At 31.2% G+C, this 22665-nt stretch carries 22 protein-coding genes; 20 read left to right on the forward strand and 2 right to left on the reverse strand.

Translation table 11 applies throughout. The annotated features are described in order from the left end of the window. The first annotated feature begins 144 nt into the window (after window positions 1-144). From U0D62_RS17605 to U0D62_RS17675, 15 genes are all read left to right on the forward strand, one after another. The gene (locus U0D62_RS17605) at window positions 145-1404 is read left to right on the forward strand and encodes a PepSY-associated TM helix domain-containing protein (RefSeq protein ID WP_322288641.1); all 1260 of its coding nucleotides are present in this window, start codon (window positions 145-147) and stop codon (window positions 1402-1404) included. A gap of 738 nt (window positions 1405-2142) precedes the next feature. After that, window positions 2143-2580: a hypothetical protein gene (locus U0D62_RS17610; RefSeq protein WP_322288642.1), complete on the forward strand. Its 438-nt coding sequence runs from the start codon at window positions 2143-2145 to the stop codon at window positions 2578-2580. A gap of 64 nt (window positions 2581-2644) precedes the next feature. Next, window positions 2645-3469: an OmpA family protein gene (locus tag U0D62_RS17615; RefSeq protein WP_322288643.1), complete on the forward strand. Its 825-nt coding sequence runs from the start codon at window positions 2645-2647 to the stop codon at window positions 3467-3469. Window positions 3470-4288: 819 nt separating this feature from the next. After that, a complete protein-coding gene (locus U0D62_RS17620) occupies window positions 4289-5104 on the forward strand; it encodes a hypothetical protein (protein ID WP_322288644.1) in 816 nt (271 codons plus the stop codon). 113 nt (window positions 5105-5217) lie between these two features. Continuing rightward, complete coding sequence (locus U0D62_RS17625; RefSeq protein WP_322288645.1) at window positions 5218-5895, forward strand: DUF3667 domain-containing protein; 678 nt, start codon at window positions 5218-5220, stop codon at window positions 5893-5895. A gap of 366 nt (window positions 5896-6261) precedes the next feature. Further along, complete coding sequence (locus U0D62_RS17630) at window positions 6262-6969, forward strand: DNA alkylation repair protein (RefSeq protein ID WP_322288646.1); 708 nt, start codon at window positions 6262-6264, stop codon at window positions 6967-6969. A gap of 355 nt (window positions 6970-7324) precedes the next feature. Then, a complete protein-coding gene (locus U0D62_RS17635) occupies window positions 7325-8386 on the forward strand; it encodes a serine hydrolase domain-containing protein (RefSeq protein ID WP_322288647.1) in 1062 nt (353 codons plus the stop codon). 195 nt (window positions 8387-8581) lie between these two features. Continuing rightward, window positions 8582-10084 carry an alpha/beta hydrolase gene (locus U0D62_RS17640; RefSeq protein WP_322288648.1) on the forward strand — a complete coding sequence of 501 codons (1503 nt, stop codon included), beginning with the start codon at window positions 8582-8584 and terminating at the stop codon, window positions 10082-10084. Window positions 10085-10410: 326 nt separating this feature from the next. Next, the gene (locus U0D62_RS17645) at window positions 10411-10860 is read left to right on the forward strand and encodes a hypothetical protein (RefSeq protein WP_322288649.1); all 450 of its coding nucleotides are present in this window, start codon (window positions 10411-10413) and stop codon (window positions 10858-10860) included. 226 nt (window positions 10861-11086) lie between these two features. Continuing rightward, window positions 11087-12412 carry an AAA family ATPase gene (locus U0D62_RS17650; RefSeq protein ID WP_322288650.1) on the forward strand — a complete coding sequence of 442 codons (1326 nt, stop codon included), beginning with the start codon at window positions 11087-11089 and terminating at the stop codon, window positions 12410-12412. Continuing rightward, window positions 12412-13296 (forward strand): DUF4435 domain-containing protein, encoded by an 885-nt coding sequence (locus U0D62_RS17655; RefSeq protein WP_322288651.1) that lies wholly within the window; start codon window positions 12412-12414, stop codon window positions 13294-13296. The genes U0D62_RS17650 and U0D62_RS17655 overlap by 1 nt, the downstream gene beginning before the upstream one ends. 168 nt (window positions 13297-13464) lie before the next feature. Further along, window positions 13465-14430: a hypothetical protein gene (locus tag U0D62_RS17660; protein WP_322288652.1), complete on the forward strand. Its 966-nt coding sequence runs from the start codon at window positions 13465-13467 to the stop codon at window positions 14428-14430. Window positions 14431-14699: 269 nt separating this feature from the next. Continuing rightward, complete coding sequence (locus U0D62_RS17665; RefSeq protein WP_322288653.1) at window positions 14700-15203, forward strand: hypothetical protein; 504 nt, start codon at window positions 14700-14702, stop codon at window positions 15201-15203. A 123-nt stretch (window positions 15204-15326) separates the two neighbouring features. Continuing rightward, window positions 15327-15770 carry a hypothetical protein gene (locus tag U0D62_RS17670; RefSeq protein ID WP_322288654.1) on the forward strand — a complete coding sequence of 148 codons (444 nt, stop codon included), beginning with the start codon at window positions 15327-15329 and terminating at the stop codon, window positions 15768-15770. Between the two features lie 281 nt (window positions 15771-16051). Further along, complete coding sequence (locus tag U0D62_RS17675) at window positions 16052-16639, forward strand: hypothetical protein (protein WP_322288655.1); 588 nt, start codon at window positions 16052-16054, stop codon at window positions 16637-16639. A gap of 82 nt (window positions 16640-16721) precedes the next feature. On the opposite strand, the gene U0D62_RS17680 is transcribed toward U0D62_RS17675, so the two are convergent. Then, window positions 16722-17219 carry a MarR family winged helix-turn-helix transcriptional regulator gene (locus U0D62_RS17680; protein WP_322288656.1) on the reverse strand — a complete coding sequence of 166 codons (498 nt, stop codon included), beginning with the start codon at window positions 17217-17219 and terminating at the stop codon, window positions 16722-16724. 73 nt (window positions 17220-17292) lie between these two features. On the opposite strand from U0D62_RS17680, the gene U0D62_RS17685 reads away from it, so the two are divergent. The 3 genes from U0D62_RS17685 (at window position 17293) to U0D62_RS17695 (ending at window position 20798) form a co-directional block, all read left to right on the forward strand. Then, the gene (locus tag U0D62_RS17685) at window positions 17293-18429 is read left to right on the forward strand and encodes a serine hydrolase domain-containing protein (RefSeq protein ID WP_322288657.1); all 1137 of its coding nucleotides are present in this window, start codon (window positions 17293-17295) and stop codon (window positions 18427-18429) included. 183 nt (window positions 18430-18612) lie between these two features. Then, a complete protein-coding gene (locus tag U0D62_RS17690) occupies window positions 18613-19293 on the forward strand; it encodes a helix-turn-helix domain-containing protein (RefSeq protein ID WP_322288658.1) in 681 nt (226 codons plus the stop codon). A gap of 20 nt (window positions 19294-19313) precedes the next feature. Further along, window positions 19314-20798 (forward strand): alpha/beta hydrolase, encoded by a 1485-nt coding sequence (locus U0D62_RS17695; protein WP_322288659.1) that lies wholly within the window; start codon window positions 19314-19316, stop codon window positions 20796-20798. 208 nt (window positions 20799-21006) lie between these two features. Here the strand turns inward: U0D62_RS17695 and U0D62_RS17700 are convergent, their stop codons facing one another. Further along, the gene (locus U0D62_RS17700; protein WP_322288660.1) at window positions 21007-21417 is read right to left on the reverse strand and encodes an Lrp/AsnC family transcriptional regulator; all 411 of its coding nucleotides are present in this window, start codon (window positions 21415-21417) and stop codon (window positions 21007-21009) included. A 168-nt stretch (window positions 21418-21585) separates the two neighbouring features. Here U0D62_RS17700 and U0D62_RS17705 point away from each other — a divergent pair, with 168 nt between their 5' ends. Both U0D62_RS17705 and U0D62_RS17710 read left to right on the forward strand, forming a co-directional pair. Continuing rightward, window positions 21586-21822, forward strand: coding sequence for a hypothetical protein (locus U0D62_RS17705; RefSeq protein WP_322288661.1), 237 nt, complete (start codon window positions 21586-21588; stop codon window positions 21820-21822). Next, window positions 21815-22330: a GNAT family N-acetyltransferase gene (locus U0D62_RS17710; protein ID WP_322288662.1), complete on the forward strand. Its 516-nt coding sequence runs from the start codon at window positions 21815-21817 to the stop codon at window positions 22328-22330. Before U0D62_RS17705 ends, U0D62_RS17710 begins: the two co-directional genes overlap by 8 nt. The last annotated feature ends 335 nt before the right edge of the window (window positions 22331-22665 follow it).

Below are 22665 nucleotides of genomic sequence, written 5' to 3' on the forward strand. Positions count from 1 at the left end.
AGCTATGCTGTATTGACGTTACACAAAGCTGTTTTTCTATTATGGGGTAATAGAAACTCATGATGGTGGCCCTAATGCATAATCCGGGTTTAAAATCAAGATATCTATACACATCAGAAAAACTTGATCATTAAAATTTTAAAAATGAAAAAAAATGAAAAACTAAATAAATGGCTCTGGAAATGGCATTTTATCGCCGGTTTGATTTCCTTGCCTTGTATTCTGCTACTATCGGTAACAGGTGCGATCTATTTGTTTAAAGCAGATTATGAGGCTCCCAGACAACAACATATAAAAAATGTTGTGGTTACCGGAGAACCTATTTCATATGAAAAACAACGAGAGATTGCTAATATCAATGCTGTTAAAAAGCCAAATTCCTTAGTCCTTCCACAATCAAAAAATCAGGCTACAGAATTTGTTTCAGGGCGATTTGGAGGAAAAAGTAGTATATACATCAACCCATATTCTGGTAACGTTTCTGGAGAGATCATATCTAAAAAAACAGATATGTTTAAGATCAGAAAACTACACGGAGAATTGTTAATGGGCAAATTTGGGACCAAAATAGTAGAACTCGTTGCCAGTTGGATGGTGGTATTGATTCTTACCGGTTTATATATCTGGTGGCCTAGCCGAGGCTGGAAACTCAAAGGATTCTTTATTCCCAGGATAAAAGAAGGTAAAAGAACGTTTTTTAGAGATCTTCATTCGATTACAGGATTCTGGTTCTCTGGATTACTACTATTGATTCTGGCAGGAGGATTTCCGTGGACCGATGTGTTTGGAGAAAATTTTAGGCAAGTTCAAAAAATAACTAATACCGGATATCCTGCTACCTGGCAAAAGTATCAGCTAGCGTCAAAACCTGAAGATAATACTTTATCTCTAGATCAGATCGTTGTTCAAACCAAAGCACTTAATCTTCCCGGTCAGGTGACGATTAGTTTTCCTAAAGGGCCAAAAGGCGTGTATAGCATATCTAATCAAAATCCATCAGATTTAGGATCACAAAAGAAAATACATATCGATCCATATTCTGGCGATCAGCTTCTAGCCCATAATTGGGAAGATGTGGGAGTTCTAATGCGTGGTCGTATGTGGGTGATGGCCTTTCATCAGGGAGAATTTGGGTATTGGAACTGGTTACTTATGCTTGTAATAGCAATAGCATTGGCGATTATGAGCATCTCAGCATTGGTATCCTATATCTTAAGAAAACGAAAGAACCATTGGGGTGTTCCCAAAGTACCTGCCACATTTAAGGTAGGATATGGTCTTATTACTATCATCCTACTATTAGGAATCATCTTCCCGCTTTTCGGGATCAGTATTCTACTCATATGGATGAATGAAAAAGTTAAATCATATCGTTTACCCCACTCATTAAAAACCCCTGAATAGTAAATAATAATATGGATTAATATAACAAATACAGTAATTTGAAACATTCAACAAAGTTTTATCGAGTGATTATACTGACGTTCCAAAGCAGAGCTTTGAAAATCTTTTTTCACCAGTGTAAGATTTGTTTTGCGTTAAAAATCTTGAAGCCTTGGAAAGATTTTAGCAAAACAAATCTGATTTTCAGTGAAACTGAAAAACACCTTGAAAAAAGCGCCTTTTCTTTTGTTTCGTTTTCTCTGGGCGAACAAAGAAAATGAAAAGAAGGTTAAATAAAAGCTGTTTAGTTTAAATCAAGTGTTTTTAATCCAATCTTGATTTAAGAAAATTCACGTCAGTTTAAGTGTTTTTGTAATAGCAAAAATATATCGAAAACAAGTAGTTGTTTCACCCCAAACTCAAGTCAAACAATAAAAAACATACAAATGTTAACATATATCCTAGTCATAGCCATTGCCTTTTGTTTCTATCAAATCATTCTACAAAGTCGTAAAATGAATAAAATCGGAGCGCAATTCAAAAATCAAAAAAACACCGCAAGCAATAAGATGAAATCAGTAGAAAATAATCTTTAAAAACACTAATTTTGAATTTATAAAAACCCTATATATGAAATGAGTATAAATAAATTTAATCATTAGTATAAGAACCAATATGATTAAAATTTTTTATGCGAATTCCTGAAAGTGCAGAAATTTTTAGTTTCTTCATTTTCAGCAAACTAAAAAAACTAAAAAGATGAAAACTATTCTAACAACCATAACAGCTTGTGTAACCATACTATTAATGTCATCCTGCAATCAACTTTCTCAACAAGAAGAAGAATTTGATACATTGATGCACAAGATCATAGGAGTGCACGATGAAGTCATGCCAAAAATGAGCGAAATGAGTACTCTTATTAAAGAACTCGAATCCAAAATTGATACTACCACTACCGGAAAATCACATGCAAATGCGCAGCAAGACCTTAAAGACTCTTATGATTTTATGATGACCTGGATGGGAGATTTTAGTACTAGCTTCCCTCACGGAGAAGAAAATACCTTTGAAGATGAAGAGAAGTTCAACTCCAAAATGAAAATACTTAAAGAAGAAGAAGTTAAAGTAAATAAACTAAAAGAACAGATCAATTCTAGTATCGATAATGCCAAAAAGCTTTTAGAAAAGTCATAACAGGCAATTATCTGGTAATTTGTAAAAAAGTTTTACTTTAGCACCGCAACAAATCATGAAACCGATGAAAAATATTATTTTATTAGCCGCTGTATTTGTGTTAACAATATCCTCTGTTCAAGGACAGAAAAAAAAGGATTTGCTGGCAGAAATTGATCAGCTAAGGCAAGAGTTAAAAGTGACCAAAGGAGAATTAAATGACTCTCGACAAAAAGAGAAATCTACCTTGGCTCAGGTGCAATCTATGGAGACACAGGTAAAAGATCTAAAAGAAACCAATGCCTCTCTTTTAACCAACATGAGTAATTTTACTCAACTCTCTAACCAGAAGGCAAAGAACATCCAGAAATCTCAGGAGATTATACAGGCAAAAGACAAACAGCTTAATACGATCAATGAATCGATTAGTAAAAGTGATTCTGTAAAACTGGCTGTGCTTACTGTTTTTAAAAACAGCTTAGGTAGTGAAGGTAGTATTGTTTTTAAAAATGGTGAAATATACATTACTGTTGCCAATACCCTATTGTTTGGAGAAGATGATAAAAACACTAAAGTAGAAGATAAGGCAAAAGGTATTTTAGGTAGAATTGCTAAGACACTTAATGACAATCCAGATATCAAAATTACGGTTGAAGGTAATAGCAACGCCTTAAAATTTGATGGTAAAACGATGATTGATAACTGGGATTTAAGTACCCGACAAGCAGCTGCCATTGTAAGAACCTTACAAACCGAATTTGAGGTAGATCCAAAACGTATGAATGCTTTGGGAAAAAGCGAATACGGTTCTCAAAGTATCGAAACTGCGACCAGGATAATTATCGATCCAAAATTTGATGATTTCTATGTTCAGATCAAAGAAACGATGAAAAACGCCTCCAAAGACTAAACAAAAAAGCGTTAATCTAAGTATCCTGAACTCGTTTCAGAAGATATCAAGAAGAGCTTTTTAATACGATAAAAATAAATTCCCTCCTTTGTAAAAAGAGAGGGAATTTTTATTTACCAAACCCACATCGGTTTTAGACCACAAAAAATTCATTTAAAGAATTTATTGCTGTTTCAAAGCAGAGCTTTGGAATCTTTTTTCATCAGTGTAAAATTTATTTTTCGTTAAAAATCTTGAAGCCTTGGAAAGATTTTAGAAAAATAAATTCGGTTTTGTTGAAAACAAAAACACCTTGAAAAAATGCCCTTTCTTTTGGTTCGTTTTCTTTGGGCAAGCAAAGAAAATGAACAGAAAGTTAAATTAAAGAAGGCTGAATGAAAAACTTAATAAACATTAAGCTATGAAAAACAAATTCCCTCCTCTATAAAAGAGAGGGAATTTTTTATAAGTAAAAAACACATCGGTTTGAGTGATTTTTTTGTAGCAAAGCGAAGAAAAATTATATCGAAAACTAGTGTTTTTACAATAGCAAATTAGCCTGTCCCCAACTCGATTGGGGTATCGAAGACTAGTGAATTTTCAAGCAAAGACTTCTTACTTTAAACTTATCAAAAAGCCTAATTCTCAAAAACCTTTACCTCTAGCCGTCACTACAACTTGTGCTTTCGAAGAAATTTACGTTTCTTTAAAATCGATTAATTACAAAGTAACCGCAGAATATACGTGTATTATACGTTTGTAAACGGTTAAATATGGTTCGGATATACTTAACGGTACGTATATTCCTAAGTTGTGCTTCATTCCCAAACTGAAAAAATAATGAGTCGAAAAAAATGGACATCTGAAAGAATATTCACTCGACTGCTGAATAATAAAACTGAACAAACTTTTTGGGACAACATATCTGAATTAAGGAAAAGACCCAATAAAGAAGTTTATAATCAAGCGTTCAATCTTGCTAAATCTGAAAGTGAAAAAGAAAAAATTATTGGAATTTATGTTTTAGCCCAATTAGGTTTTAACCCAAGATATCAACAGAATAAAACAGTTGACTTATATTTCGAATTATTGAACAATGAAAATTCCCCAAAAATTATTTCGGCAATTTTATCATCAATAAGCCACAATAATGAGAATCTTAGCGAAAAACAGATTTCAAAATTAATAGAATTTAAAGACCATAATGATTCAAATGTAAGATTTGATTTGACTCTCGCTATTTCCTGCTTAGAAAATGATGACGCCATAAAAACATTAATTGAATTATCTGATGATAAAGATTCAAATATAAGAAACTGGGCAATTTTTGGACTTGGAACCCAAATCGAAAATGATTCAGAAGAAATTAGAACTGCTTTGTGGAATAGAGTTAATGATAGTCACTTTGAAACTAAATCTGAGGCTATTGTTGGATTAGCCAATAGAAAAGATAAGCGAATTAAAGATCTTATTATTTCTGAATTAGAAAATGGAAATTATGGAAGTTTATTATTTGAGGCTATTTTGACTTTTAAAGACAAAGATTTTTTGCCACTACTAAATAATAATCTAAAAAAAGCAAAAACAAACGAGGTTGATATTAAGAACGGTTGGGTTTTGGCTTTAGAGGAAACAATAGATGAATTGAAAAAATAACGAACGTACAACAATTTGTATATTGCATATGCTGCTTTCAGCGGGTAAACGCAACATACAAGAGACGTTACTCACAATTTACGAAAACCAAAAAAATGCACAAATAGACTAAAGTGAAAGAACCTAAAAAAAACAATAATATCGAACCTTTAGAGAGAATTGATGGCAAGTACATATGGAATGAAATTAGTAGTGTTCTAAACTTTGAAAAAGGACTGTTTTACACAATAAGAGAATTATTTATTAGACCTGGTCGAACAGTAAGAGAGTTTATACAAGAAGATAGAAATCGATTAGTTAAACCAATCATTTTTATAATAATATGTTCATTAGTTTATTCCATTTTTCAACAAATCTTCAATTTTGAAGATGGATATGTTGGTTCCTCATTTGTAAAAGAATCAGCAATAAATTCAATTTTTGATTGGGTTTCCAAGAATTATGGGTATTCAAATATATTAATGGGAATCTTTATTGCATTTTGGATAAAAATCTTCTTTAGGAAGTATAATTATAATTTCTATGAAATACTAATCCTTTTATGTTTTGTAATGGGAATAGGAATGTTGCTATTTGCATTATTTGGAATTGCTGATAGCCTAATTGATTTAAAAATAATCGACAAGGGATACTTAATTGGGATTATTTACATTTTATGGGCAATCGTACAGTTTTTTGATAAAAAGAAATTTATGAACTATCCAAAAGCCATAGTTTCCTATTTTTTAGGAATGATAACATTTATGATTGGAATTCTTATTTTAGGAACAATCATTGACTTGATAATATAAAAACTGTGGCTAGCTAGCACAGTATAAAATTAATTGTTTATTGTAGTTTACCCCTGAAAATCCTCGTAACTTCTATCTGTGATTTATTCTCTGACTTTAATCATTAAACCACGTAACTAATCTTATACCAACCGTTAACAAACATGAAGTCAAACCTAAAAACATGTTAGTTTCTCAAAAACTTTTACTCCTACTCATCTCCATAACTTTCACTTTCAGAGAAATTTACGTTTCTTTAAAATCAATTAATTACAAAAATAGCCGTAGATTATACGTGTACTATACGTTTGTAAACGGTTAAGTATAGGTTGGATATACGTAATGGTATGTATATTCCTAAGTTGGCAGTAATAAAACAAAAAAATTATGACAACAAAAGAAATTCTAAAGGAGCTTCAAAAATATGGAGATGAAAGAACCAAAAATACACTAATGAATCATGGAGCTAGAGAACCCTTTTTTGGTGTAAAAGTGGCAGATCTTAAAAAGATACTCAAGAAGACCAAAAAGAATCATGAACTTTCATTAGAATTATACAGTACTGGAAATTCAGATGCAATGTATCTGGCTGGTTTGATGGCTGACGAAAAGCAAATCACGAAGGCACAACTGGAAGATTGGGTAGACAAAGCATACTGGTCTTATTTGAGTGAATATGTAGTACCTTGGGTTGCCGCTGAAACAGAATATGGATTTGAACTTGGCCAAAAATGGATCAAGTCAGACAAAGAGACAATTGCTTCTGCCGGTTGGGGAACATTGGCTTATTACGCAGCAGTAAATGAAGATGAAAAGCTGGATACCAAGGTCTACATCGAATTACTCAATACAGTTAAAAAGGAAATTCACGGTGCCCAAAACAGGGTTCGATATACCATGAATGGCTTTGTGATTGCTGTAGGGACCTATATAGAGACGTTAACTGAAAAGGCAAAGGAAGTAGCAAAGGAGATAGGTAAAGTTAGTGTGGATATGGGAGGAACTGCTTGTAAAGTGCCACTCGCAGATGAATATATAGATAAAGCTATTGACAAGGGCCGGATTGGTAAAAAGCGGAAAACAGCAAGATGTTGAAAACGAATACTACCGCCAACACCGTGTATAATTCATTGCTAGTACTCGCCTACTTAAGAGAGTCCTCGCGGACTTTCTATCTGTGTTTTATTTGCTAACTTTTATGCTTAAACACGCAACGAAATCATACACAAACAGGTTAACAAACATGAAGTCAAACCTAAAAAACATGTTAGTTTCTCAAAAACCTTTACTCCTACTCACCACCACTTGTGTTTTCGAAGAAATTTACGTTTCTTTAAAATTGATTAATTATAAAATAACCGTAGAATATACCTGTATTATACGTTTGTAAACGGTTAAATATCGTTTGAATATACGTAACGGTACGTATATTCCTAAGTTATCTACAATTATGAAAAAACGAATAAAAATACAATACTCCATTATAACTTTATTACTCATAGGCCTAAGCTGTAAAGGGCAGCAATCAACAAACGATAAAATTATTGAATTAAAAAAGGTTATTGCCTCTGATAAATATCCCAACATCGATGGCATTGTTGTTGCCAAAGATGATAAAATAATTATCGAAGAATATTTTAACGGTTTTGAAAAAGACAGTTTACACGATACACGTTCTTCATTCAAATCAGTGACAAGTTTGCTCGCTGGAATAGCAATTGACAAAGGGCTTTTCAAAGTAGAGGACGAAATACAACAGTTTATATCCGAATGGAAAAATGACCCAAGAGGAAAAATTACTGTTAAGAATCTGTTAGAGATGAAATCTGGCTTAGCGTGTGAAGGCTTTTTTGGAATTGGGCCTGATTGTGAATCCGAAATGTGGGAAACAAAAAACTGGTTGAAATATATTCTCAATATTCCGTTAAGACATAATGCTGGATTGAATTGGGCTTACACTTCGATGGAGCCTGAACTGGTTGGTATCATAATTTCAAGAACAAGCGGTATGACGCTAATGGAATTTGCCAAAACACACTTATTTAAACCATTGGGTATAGAAAATTACAAATGGTATATAACCCCAAATGGTGGAGGGTATGCCGCTGGCTCTTTTAATATGAAGCCAATCGATATGTTAAAAATTGCTCAATTGGTTTTGAATAAGGGGAATTGGGGAGGTCAACAGATTGTTAGTGAGAAATGGATAGATGAATCAACTAACTGTAAGATAGATGTAGAGATGTCCTTTGTGCGTTTTGCAAAAATACAGAATGCAAAATATACAACAGCCAACTACGGCTATTTGTGGTATCGTGAATTACTGCAATACAATGACATTAAAACTGAAGCTCTATTTGCTTCTGGAAATGGCGGACAGTATATGATGATACTTGATGATTATAATACAGTTATTGCTTTTACAGGTAGTAATTATGGAAATTGGAGAGGTAAATTACCATTTGAAATTGTGTTAAAATATTTAATTCCAATATTGAAAGAAAAAAAATAAAAGCAGATAACAATTTGTATAATGCATATGTGCCCTACGGGACGCAAACGCACCATACAAGAAACGTTCTCTCAAAGCATAAAAATTAACATCACATTAAACCTTTACATGCTTTCATAGTCTAAATGAGAACAAATAAATCTGAAATAACAATATAATATACTGATGGTGAATTTTAAATATTTCATAATCCCAATGGCGCTGTTACAATTCACATTAGTTTTTGGACAAACTGATGTCCAAAATAAGGCGACTTCTTCAAGTCCACTTGCTGAACAAAAGCAGTCACTGCCAGAGGCTCACAGTAATCTTATCAGAAAGAACGATTCCTTTTTGACAGGTAATCGTGAAAAGATATTCAGTCAAGAATTAGAGCACTTTAACTTAATAATTGATTCTTTGGAGCAAACCGTGCAGAAACTGGTCAAGAAGTACGAAGGGAATTTTGAAGAAATAGATTCACAAATAATTGATAGCCTATTGACTGAAACAAAATTCAAACACAGACGATATCGGTTGTTGTATCCACAAAACTATCATCGTTTCTCTGGTTTTAATAAAAAAGCAACCGTTTCCAGTGACTATTTTGAAAATGTAATGAAGGGAAGTTTTAATACCCCATCCTTATTGCTGTTTAAAGAATATCGAAAATGTATGAATTTTTATTTTGACATTCTTTCTGCTGGAGAATACAAGTTTTCACACCTTGAATATGTTCCTGTAAAGCGTTTGGACAACCGTTATGATGCCATAGTTGAGTTGGACGCTCAACAGAGCGTTAAAGATTTTTTTATCAAGGAGCATTTTACTTCCAATATCTGGACCTATCGTGTCGAGGCTTTTGATTACGCTTTCGCGAAAGTTTTGGATGATGTCAAAAATCCAGCGTATGTAAAGGAAATTAAGGATACCTACAAAATGGGTAAAGACAGAAGGAATGATGCCAGCGAAATAAAAGTGTACAAAACTGTAAATGGTATCACCCTTAATGCTCATATTTTTTACCCAAAAAATCACGATAAAAGTCAAGCAAAACCTGCGCATCTGTTTTTTCACGGTGGTGGTTGGGCGATTGGACTACCTGAATGGAGTTATGGCGCTTGTAAGGGTTCTGCAGAAGAAGGAAGAGTTGCTATCACCTTCGATTATCGTCTTAGGAATATTCACGGTACAGATGTGAAAGCTTCGGTAAGTGATGCGCTAACTGCGATAGCCTGGGTAAGGGAAAATGCGAAGGAATTAGGCATTGACCCAAACAAGGTTTTGGCGGACGGTTTTTCTGCAGGTGCACATTTAGCTTTGGTTTCAAGTATGATTGAAAACCCTGAATATTTTGGAGTGACTTCAAAATATAGCTCAAAACCTGATGCCATAATTTTGGGTTCTTGCCCATACGATATTGCAGGTAGAGATGTTTACAACATCAATTACGACACAAGAACAATCTCACCACTTTATCTTATGGATAAAAACCTTCCACCCATTCTCGCTTTCCACGGTGAGGACGATGGTATGGTCAAATTTTCTGAATTTGAAAAATTCAGGGATGCCATTCAAAAAACCAAGAATAGTTTCACTTCACGTTCATATGCTGGTGCAGGACATTTTTATTTTAGAGGAAGCTCTCAAAAGGATTCGGATGAAAGAAGAAGACTTACTGAAGAATTTTTGCTAAAAAATGGTTTTAAAGTGGAATAAAGCCTGCAGAGAACAATGTGTATAAGTAATAGCGGTTTAAAAGACAAAATACAAAACAAAGGTTAGTGCAAAACCTAAAGGTTGGTAAGTAGAAATCCGCTACTACGCATATGCAAGACCGTTAACAAACATGAAGTTAAGCCTAAAAAACATGTTGGTTTTTCAAAAACCTTAACCCTATCCTACTCCACAACTTGCATTTTTGGGGAAATTTACGTTTCTTTAAAATCGATTAATTACAAAATAACCGTAGAGTATACGTGTATTATACGTTTGTAAACGGTTAGATAAAATGTAGTTGTACAACATGTTAAAAATCAAGAAGTATGATGAATATTTTTAAAACAAAACGAAAAAAAATAACGGACGATACTCTTGGAACCCTAACATTTAAAAAGTCTAGCAGAATTGATGAATCTTATTGGAACCTTGATCGTAAAATAAATTCTATAAATGAATTAGTGGAATTTTATATTTACAACAATGTTGATGGAATTAATGACAAACAAAAACAACTTATCCTGTTAATTGAAAGTAAATACCCTGAACTAATTGACTCATTACAAAGTTTTTTAAATGAACAAATAAAAAAAATTGACTCTGACCATTCAAGTATATACATTGAAAAAGATTTGGATGTTAGCTTTATAAATATTCCTCAAAATCCAACGGAATTGAATAAATGGGAAATAAATTATGTGGAAAAAAAAGGATTTACTATTTACGGAATTGAAATTGAGAATTGGAGTCCTATTGATTTAGGAGTTTCCGCATAAAAAACGTTGTACAACAACATATATGTGTTCATAGCAGTTTAGTAATGAATAGAATGGTTGTTGTATTTTTGGTAAGGCGCAATGCCTGCAGAATGGAAAAGTTAGCAACCAATGCGCAGAAAAACCGAAAAGCAAGGTAACAATTTGCTCTGCTACGACACATATATTAAACGATATACCACATTGGTATATGCAATTGTTGGCTGGCATTAAATAAAACAAACAGATGAAAATAAATAAGATAAGTGTTGACAATCTTTTCGGAGTATTTAACCATTCAATTAAAATCAATAATGAAGTAGGAATAACAATTATTATTGGCGAAAATGGTTTAGGTAAAACTGTAATGTTAGAAATGATTGAAGCATTTTTCAAGGGACATTACCTCTATTTCACAAATGTCACGTTCGCAAAAATGACATTCGAATTTGAAGATAAAATTACTTGGGTACTTACCAAAGAAGAAAAAAATGAAGACCTTCCAATGTTAAGCCTAACCCAAATAAATAAAAATGGTAAAGAATATAATCCCATAAAGTTATTTGAATTTGGTCAAGACCATTTACAAATGTTAGCGAGGAGAATCAGTAGAAACTCACCATACTTAAGAAGAGTACATCCAAAATATTGGGAAGACCGCAGAACAGGCGAAAGAGTACATATCGAAGAATTAATATACCGATATGGTGATAGGCATCAATTAGAATTAAATTTTAATGATGATGATAAACCAAAATGGTTTACTGACAAATATGAAAATATAAATGTTAGCTTAATTGAAACCCAAAGATTAATATCCATTGAGAAAAGAGAAGATAATAATCAAGAAAAAACAGTAGAAAAATATTCTAAAGAATTAAGTCGATTAATAAAAAACTATCTAACAGAGTCCACCGAATTATCTTCCAAGCTAGACAGAACTTATCCAAATCGGCTAATTGAACGCCTTAAAAATTCAACAAATATTTCAAAGGAAATTTTGAATGAACAATTAAAGAAATTAGAAGAAAAAAGAGAAACACTTGATGTTGCTGGTTTAATCGAAATTGAGAAAGATTCAAATCTACTGGACATAGAAAATCCTGGAAATGAAATTATTGACGTATTAATGTTATATGTTGAGGATAGTTTTGAAAAGATTAAAATATTTGACACAATTTCAAAAAAGATAGAAATTCTTCTTGATATTATAAACAAAAGATTTAAGCACAAAAAGTTGATTATCGACAAGGAAGAAGGATTTCTTTTTAAATCAACAATTATAAAAGATGAAGAAAACAATTTTCAAACCATCAATGTAAATCAATTGTCTTCTGGAGAGCAGAATGAACTTGTACTTTTCTATTCTCTATTATTTAAAACTAAAAAAGATTCTCTGATTTTAATTGACGAGCCTGAAGTTTCACTTCATATATCTTGGCAGAATTCCTTTATTCACGACCTAAAAGAGATAACTAAATTAAACAATCTTGATGTTCTTATAGCCACACATTCACCAGATATTATTGCAAATAACTGGGATTTAAAAGTGGAATTAAAAGGTCTTGAATAATGGAAGAGTTTATCACACCTGAGAGAACAGCAAATGCTATAATGCAAGACAAAAGTTTTACTGGACATTATTTACTAGTTGAAGGAAATAAGGATGTCAAACTTTATGGAAAATTTATCAACCAAGACAATGTTAGAATAAAACCAGCATTTGGAAATGAAAAAGTAAAAAGCATCCTTTCGATTTTAGAAGATAGAGGCTTTGATAAAAAAATAGGGATTATTGATTCTGACTTCAATAAAATTCTTGAAAATGAAATAAGTATTGATGGTTTGTTTATGACTGATGACCACGATATTGAAGTTATGATAATAAAAACAACCGCTCTAGAAAATGTCATTAGGATTTTTTGTAGCAATGCTCAAATAGTCAAATTTGAAAAAGATAACAACACAACAATTAGAGACTCTTTGCTTAAAGTTGGAAAAGAGATAGGGTACTTAAAACTCGCAAATAGTATTCACGATTTAGGTATGATTTTTAAACCTAAGAAAGCTGATGGAAATTTAATAAAGTACTCAAAATTTACTTGTGACAAAACTCTTAACTACTTGGGAGACGATAAACTTATTGATACAGTAATTAATTACTCAAGAACAAAAAGTCCTTCTTTAAAACCTAAACCTGAAATTGAAAGTTCACTTACCAAAGTTAGACAAGATGAGTTTGATTTAAATCAACTTATCAACGGACACGACCTCTCTAACTTACTTTACCTATTAATGAAAAAGGTTTTGAAAAGTAGAAACAAAATGCTTGTAAACAGCAACAGTGTTGAAGATAGCTTGATTCTTTCATACGAATATGACTTTTTCAAAAAGACTGATTTATATGCTAGTTTGAAAAAATGGTCTGATGATAGAAAATTGGAAATATTAAATTAAAAAAACGCCAGCTAACAATGGCTATAAGTAATTGCTTATTCTCGTCTACTTCTGAAAATCCTCGCGGATTTTCAGCTTGGTGTATACTTGCAAAGTTAATCGCTAACCCACGCAACTACTCATAGCCGAGACCGTTGTGTGCAAGACCGAAAAAACCAAACTAACTGAATGGAATTTTTACAATTACATTATTTTTTAAAGGATGAACTTCATTCAGTTGATGCGTTTCTAAACAATAAAGCCGAATACGAATTACTTAGAATTTTTAAAGAAGTAACCTCAATTCTTGAACTCGAAGGACAATTACAATTCGAGACAATTGCAATCGAAGAAGGTGGAATAAAAGCTTTTTACAAACTAATTTCAAAGAAAAAGAATAAGCGAAAAATAAAAAACGCTTTGCTTTATTTGGCTGGAATTTTATCTGTAATAATTTCAGACGTAGCATCTGAGCAGATAAAAACTGACCACGAATATGAAAAGTTGAAAAAAGAAGAAATTCGTTTAAAAATTGAGCAACTTAAACGTGATTTAGAAGATGAAGAAACCGCAGAAAAAGATAAGACTCTAATTATTCAAAATCTTTCCGTATTTATTGCAGAAACTAATAAGGTCAAATTATTTAAATCCAACTTCTACTCTACTCTCTTAAAGGAAGAAAAAATTGAACAAGTATCCACTCAAAGGTTAAATGAAAACTTAGAACCGATAACTAATGAAAACGTTGTTCCGAGAAAAGACTTTGACAAATTCATTCTTCACTCTGTAGATATTGACCCTGATTTTAAAGAAAGTGAAATAATCGAAATTGTATCACCAGTTCTGAAGAAAGGAAATATGAAATGGAAAGGAATATATAATGAAAAACCTATTAGTTTCTATATGAGAGATGGAGAGTTTTTAACTTCAGTTATTAATAAAGAAATAAGTTTTTCGAACGGAACGAGTATAATAGCTGATATAGAGTTTGAACAAAAAATGAATGATGACGGAGATATTGAAATTGGAACTATATCAATTTTTAACGTTACTGACGTATTTGAGGACTCTAATAAAATTGAGACTAAACGTAAAAAAAGAAATAGAGAATTAAAAAATCAAACGAAGATGGACTTTGATAATGAAGATGAATAAAAAGTCCTGCACACAACAATGTCTATAGTTAATACAGGGTTTGTTGCTAAAACGAAAGTTTGAGTATATTTATTAAGCCCGCCAAATCTTTTTGATCTGGCTTTAAAATGAAAAAGATAAAACAAAATAAAAAAATTTGGCTAAGTGCTTAATCTGGAATTAATCACTTTTTAATCCGGTACTAATCATTGCTAAGCGTTAGTGACAATAAAAAATAATCAATTACGTAAAATAGCTGCGTAGCTTGAAAATAAATTTGTCGAAAAAACATGAAACTAATTCAAGAAAGTGCTTTTATATCAGAAATAATTTTCCAAGCTGATCTTGTATCATATGCTAATGATCGTTTAAAAAAATCCGTAGATGCATTTGAAAATATTGGAGTATGGTCAGCTATTCAATCTATTTTAATTTCATCAAGTAATATTTCCAAAATCCTATGGCCAAAAAGGAAATATGAAGAAAGAGGTCAAGAACTAAGGGATCTAATGAAAATTGATTCTGAATGTGTTCTAAAAAGTAGAAAGTTCAGGAATAAATTTGAACACTATGATGATTTCATAAGTGATTTTTTTGAAGACAAGGTTATTCACTCGTATTGCGATTTTGTTATGAATCCATCATTACAATCATTTGGTATAGAATCTTGCCATAGAGGATATAATTCTTATAATAATACTCTTCTTATTCAGGGTGAAATTCTAGATTTAAACAGCATAATAGATACTGTAAAAGAAATAAGACTTAAGTGTAAAAACTTATTCCTACAATAGGATAAAAATATTAAAGCTGGAAACACTATGTTTAAGTAATAGTGCTTTAATTAATAAAACTAAAGCAGGATAACAATTTACTCTGCTATGGCACATATATTAAACGTTAACTGTAATTAAAAGATGATTAGCATTAAATACGAATTAGAAAATGCCGGATGGGCATCTGTCACCATTGGAAATGGGACAACTCGTGAAAGATTTGGCGTTTCTTACTTACATGATAGTTTAAAGGAATTAGCAGTTTCTGCTATTAGCATAAAGGAAAAAACCGATGAATCTGTAATATTCATGGAAGAGCCTGGAGAAATTAAATTGCTATTGAAACGGTCACAGGAAACTAAATTGAATTTTGAATTGAGATGGTATAAAGATTGGGCAAGTTGGGATATTATCAGTGAAAACGATTACCAAGTAATAATGACCGGAGAAACAACTATTCCTTCATATTTCAATCAAGTGCGAAATATTTTAATAAAAATTCATGATGAGATTGGTCCTGATTTATATAAAGAGAAATGGATTGAACATGAATTCCCTATAACTGAATACGAAAAATTAAAATAAAAAACACAGCTAACAAGATGTATAAAATTATAATGGCTCCTCCACAACGATTCATACACGTAACGTTAACAAACTTGAAGTCAACCCTAAAAAACACGTTAGTTTCTCAAAACCTTACCCTTATCCGACCTCACAACTTGCATTTTCAGGGAAATTTATGTTTTTTTTAAAATCAATTAATTACAAAATAGCCGCAGATTATACGTGTATTATACGTTTGTAAACGATTAAGTATAGATTGTCTAAGGATACATATATATTCCTAGGTTAAATATCATTGAATGAAACGAAGTGTCAACATAGAAGATGAATTAAAAAGATTAAAGAATTCTTTCCCTAAGATTTTGGAGAATGAAATTGAAAATCTTTTATTGTTGATTAAAGTTAATTCGGAACATAATGCTCACTGGGGTTACGAATTTTATCTCAAAAACAATCCCCTTGAAATGCCTTCAAGAATTTATTGGGAAGAGCATAGATTGATGAGATCGTATAATTTATCAAAAACTGCAAGAAAAATTTTGGCCTGCATATTGACTAGACATCATAATGGTTATATAAGAGAAAAGTACCTAAAACAAATAATAGATAGTAATGAATATTGGACGTTACCATATTTAGTTCAATTGCTTGGAGAATATGTGGCTGAAATACTTGATTCTGTTTGGGACAATTTTGATTTGGTAAACTCAAGTCATTTAGTTGAATTTATTCAAGAAAATGAGATATACTGGCATAAGACGAAACAAAGAATTGCTAGTTATTGGGATTGTTATCATAGATATAAAAATCTTCCAAAAGAGGATTATGTAGGATTCAAGTTGATAAATAGAATTGATGAATTAATAAAAAAGAAAAACGATACCTAACACTGTGTAAAAATGTATTAAAACGCATTTTACACTAATCATTGACAAACATTTTTAAACTAAAAAGCTAAATACTTTGTATTTAATCTAAATTAGATAACAGTTTTTTAAGTAACATTTTGAGTTGCTCTTTTTCTTGACTATTCATTATAGAAGTAGAATTATTAGCCTCTTCAAAACGTAATTTGATTGCGTTATCTATAGTATTAATTCCTTTATTGGTTAATACTGCACGTCTAATCCTTTTATCTTTTTTATCGACTATTCGATAAATCAATCCCAGTTTAGTCAATCTATTCAACAAAGCTGTCATAGAACCAGAAGTTATTAATACAGATTTCATTAACTGTTTTGGAGTTAATTCATATGGTTTCCCAGAACGCCTTAAAGTAGCTAGCACATCTAAATCCGTATAATATATTTGACAATCTTGTAAAGCTTTTCCAGCACTCTTTTCTAGTAATTTACCTAACCTTATGACTCTACCCACAATTTCCATAGCAGACGCATCTAATTCAGGTCTTTCTTGATTCCATTCAAAAATTAAATGGTCTATAATATCATCACTTTGCTTTATCATTTGATAAATATATATAAAATATCTTTACATCAAGATAATTTATATATCTTTACATCAAGATAATATTAAAATTATGAAAACTAACTGTTCAATAATACTATTATTGCTTATTGTTTTGATGAGCTGTCGATCAACTAAACTGCATCAATTACCCTTAGATACTCAAAAGCAAATAGGTTCAGAAGGAGAATTGCCCATAGACATTCAACAACAAACTCAAAAGCGAATAGATTTAGGATATCATTTAAACACAATAATTGGAGTAGTAGATAAGAATGGAATGCGTTTTTATAGTTACGGGCAAATGTCATTGACTAATACAGCAAAACCTGATGAAAACTCATTTTTTGAAATTGCCTCTAATACTAAACCATTTACTACTACGCTTCTTGCGGATTTAGAACTAAATGGGAAAATTAAAATCAACAGTCCAATTGAACTATACTTACCGGTTTTTAAACAGGTATTGTCAAAAAGCAATAGAAAGGTTACTCTAGAAGATTTGATAAATCATACTTCAGGACTTCCACGAGATGCGTCCAATGTAACAATCAATGATTCCAATCGCTACTATGATTATACCCCAGAAAAACTAAATGAATTCTTATCTAATTATAAAATTAATTCTAAGAAAGAGTATTTATATTCAAACCTTGCATATGTAGCACTCGAACGTGCTATCGAAGTTAAGATGAATGAAAGTTATGAGTCTCTTACCAAGAAAAGAATCTTAGAAGTTTTAGATATGAATGATACTTATTTTAAAGTGCCTAGCAAAAAAAGAGGAAGATTAGTTACCCCTTTTAGAAAAGGAAAACATGTCACAGAATTGGATATGGGAATATTTCCTGCAGCTGGAGGCTTAAAAACAACTGCTAAAGATATGTTACGTTTCTTAGAAGCACAATTTGGTCAATATCCAACATCTTTAGATAATGCATTTCAAATTACTCATAAAGAGCGATATTCAAACAAAGAAGAAACATTAGGATTAGCCTGGAAAATTATGAAAAGAGAAGAATCTGGAAAAAAACTTCTTTTTCATAAAGGAGGATCTAATGGTTTTGTAAGTTTTATAGGGTTTAATCCTGAAGACCAAATTGGTGTAATTGTCTTTGCTAGTGGAAATGGTTGGTTTAGCGATTTAGGGTTTAAAATTTTGGATCCTTCTTATCCTCTAACCTTAGTAAAAAAGAGTAATCAAAAATAAAACAATTGCCAACACTATGTATAGTTAATTGCTTTGGCCGTTGTACGTAATTGAAGTCAAACTCTTAAAGTCTCATCTAGACACAGTTTTCTGCGTAAATGTCATAAGAATGTCGTATCAAATACATTACTTAAATTTGATAGAAATTAAAGATTGATTTAATCTTGCATCGAATTTGAAGAAATGAAACAACCACAATTAGGTAAAAAAATATCAGAATTAAGACTTGCCAAAGGGTTAACACAAACTGAACTCGCTGAAAAGTGTAATATAAGTTTAAGGACGATTCAAAGAATAGAATCTACAGAAGTTACACCAAGAAGTTATACGCTTAAGTTAATTTTTAAGGTTCTGGATTTTGATGGTTTTAGTTCGTCAAATAAAAACTCTTCCATAAGATCAGAAAACTCAAATAATTCGAGAAAAAATTTAGTTAGGACTATCCTTTTACTTTTAACGACTTCTATTGTTTCTATTCTTATTTCCAAACTTGTTTCTAACTCTAATAAACAATCAACCAAAGAAGTAACTGAAATCATACATAATAATCAATCAAACATAAAAAGATGGATGAACAACAAACAAGTTGATTCAGTACTCACAATATATGATGATAATGCTTGTATTTTAAATTCAGTGTGTGGGAAGATTCAAATTCGCCAAATGATGATTAACGTTGTGAATAATAATTATGAATTAATTGAATATAATTCTATATCCCTAAATGTTAGTGACAACATTGCTGTAGAAAAATATAAGAACACTTATAGGTACAAAGGAAAAGTTAGCAATCAAGTAGGTATTACAGAATGGCATTTTCAAAATGGAAAATGGTTGATTACAAATGATGTATTTCACGATTAACAGACTATTAAAACAAAAACATGAGAGTAAAACTAGTCTTTATATTATCCTTAATAATACTTACACAAAGTTGTAAAAATATAGATTATGAAAAGAATAAAGAATACTACTTGCAAGAACAATTAGAATTTGCGAAACCAATATCGAATTTTATTAAAGGAAATAAGTATTCATTAAATATTCTAAACCAAAATGATTTTACACAAAAGATAGATTCATTACAGTCCATCTTTACTAAATATCTTTACAGTAATAAAAATAAATTAGACAAGAAAACCTTTAATGAAGAAACTGTATTAATTAAATTGGCTTTCGACAAGTTTATTTTAGAATACCCTGAACTTCATAAAAGATATACAGGTGAGAATATTTCCTTATCTAAAACAAATGAATCTAAACTGAACGAGAACTTAAAAGTCTTTAATGACACAACATTTTTTTCAACTCGAGAATTAAAAGAATATATAACTTCATACATAAGAATTGAGGCTGACAAAAAATTAAGAAGTGGTGTTTTTATCAAATCAAATAATCAGCAATTACAAGCAGACTGGAATATTATAGATAAAATATTCACTAATAATAAAATTGGTGATTTTTGGAAACACAAATATCTAAACTACCACATTAACAATTTTGGAATAAAAAATATAGAAAAAATTTATTCAAGTTTTATGGCTTCTTGTAAAACAACTGAATATAAAGAAAGTATAAGCAAACTATATAATTCTCATAAATTGGGAAGAGAAAATCATGTTATAGAAACTTATAAAGAAGTAGATGGTTTTAAATTAGATATGCATTTGTTTATACCAAATCCTGAAGAATTCAAAGGAAAACGACCTACAATAGTAAAATTTCATGGAGGTAGTTGGTCAGAAGGTAAACCTGACTGGTTTTTTAGTACAGCAGAATCATACGCCAAACAAGGTTGGCTAGTTGCTGTTGTTGAATATCGAATAAAAGGAAGACATAATACTTATCCGTTTGAATCTGTTAAAGATGCAAAATCTGCAATGCGCTGGATAAGAGAAAATGCGGAAAAATATAACGTAGATTCTAATAAAATTATTGCTACAGGAGATTCAGCTGGAGGTCATTTATGTTTAGCAATAACACTTGTTGAGGATTGGAATGAGAGTACAGATAATCTTAAAATAAGTGCGACTCCAAATGTTATTATAGTGAATGCTGGAGTTTATGATTTAACTACTCGAGAAACTAATTGGATTACTGAACAGTACGAAAATAAAGAAATATCCAAAGAAATTTCACCAAACCACTTATTAAAAAAGAGTCCCGTTAAAATGCTTTTAATACATGGAGAAAAAGATAGAAATTGTCCCTATGACACCGCAGTATCTTTTCATAAAAAAATGAAAACTTTAGGAAATGATATTCAGTTTCATACTATTAAGGATGCTGATCATTGGATATGGTTTGGCAAACACTCTGCAGAAGTCTCAAATATCACAAGTGAATTTATAAAAAGTCTAAACTTTTAAAAACTACGTGCAACGGCATGTACAGTCAATTGTTACTGCTTGTTAAACGAAGGATTTTTTCCTACAATTTACTATATTGTATAACGGAAAAATAATCGCGTACTTGCACGCAACTAACTATACACGAAGACGTTAGCAGTAATACAATCTCTTACTGATAAATAAATGACAGAATTTGTCCGTTTACAGAACCTTACAAGGAAATAAATTACGCTTCTAAAATAATACTCGTTTTTGAAGCACCATACGCTGCAATTTTTTCAAGAAAGGAAATAAGATGCTTATTGTTTTTAAAATAACCTAAAACGCATAAGCAATCATCACCAGTAATTCTATGACAACTTTGCACTTCTTCCATTGCTTGTATTTGTTTTTGAACATCATTTGATCCCGTTGGTCCTCGGTGTATTACTAATGTTATATATGCTTTAGTCTCAATGCCTAATTTTTCATGATTCAATTTTAGAGCATAGCCTTCGATTATACCTTCTTCTTCCATTTGTCTAACACGTTTGCCTATGGCAGGAGCAGACAATCCTACTTCTTTTCCAATATTAGCGAAGCTTTCTCTAGCATTAATTTTTAGCATTTCAAGTATCTTTTTATCTAACACATCCATTTACAATCGTAACTTTAAAAACATTTATTTGATTATATCGAATTTAAATATACAATTATTAATTCGATTATAAACTAAAAATGAGATAATACATTCTATATTTACTTTACAGTATTTAAATAGGATAGTTTCCAATATAAATTAATCAAACACAGAAAAAGATAAAATATGAGTCCGTTTTTAATTGATAGTATTGGCTACGCAGCTCTGGTCATCAATTTATATTCTATGTCTACCAAAGGCGAATATAAACTACGTTTAATATCACTAATCGCAAATACAGGGTACATTTTATATGGCGCATTAATTAGTGCTACACCAATAATTCTAGGCTGCACAATTGCTGTATTACTTCATGGGTATCATATAAGAAGATTACGAATAAATAAAAATAATGATGATTAAAATAAAAATAGCTACAAAAGCAGATACAGAGGTTTTAGCACTTCTAGGTCGATTCACCTGGGCTGAATCTCATGGTCATTATATCGAAGATAAAAACGATGTATTAAAATACCTTAACGAGAATTTTTCGGTCTTTAAAACGAAACAGAATATAAGCAACCCCAATCAACTTTTCTATATTATTTATGCAGATGATTTACCTGTCGGTTATTCAAAATTAGTGGTAAATGCGTCAAACAAAAATATTACATCACAAAACAGTTGTCAATTAGAACGGATTTTCATCCTAAATGATTTTATACCTTTAAAAATTGGACTACAGTTACTAACTTTTGTTGAAGAGCAAGCCAAAAAAATGCAATTGGATACCATGTGGCTCTCCGTTTACATAAAAAACAATAGAGCCATTAGATTCTACGAAAAAAATGAATTTAAAAACGTTGGAGAATTAAATTTTATAGTTAATGGAAAAGGCTACAAAAATATAGTTTTCTCAAAAAAAATATAAATATGCAAGCCTACTGAAAATCCAGGAATAGAAGAAAAACTACTGCCAACAATACATAAAAAACAAGGGATTTTGGATTTAATTAAAAGGTCTGTATTGATATGTAAAGTCTCTGCTCCCTTCTGCCCTTTGTTAGTGGCACCAAAGATTTTCAGCAATAAAAAAGAGGATACCTATAAAGTCATTACATCCTATATGTCAGTCTGAGCTTGTCGAAGACATTTTTAGTGTCGGCAAGTTAAAAACTTCGACAAGCTCAGTTTGACATTGAAATTAGATTTTCCAGACATCCTCCGCTCTCGACAGCCTCTGGTTAGTGGCACCAAAGATTTGCA

This window comes from Aquimarina callyspongiae (genome assembly GCF_034322225.1).
In the GTDB taxonomy this organism is placed as follows: domain Bacteria; phylum Bacteroidota; class Bacteroidia; order Flavobacteriales; family Flavobacteriaceae; genus Aquimarina.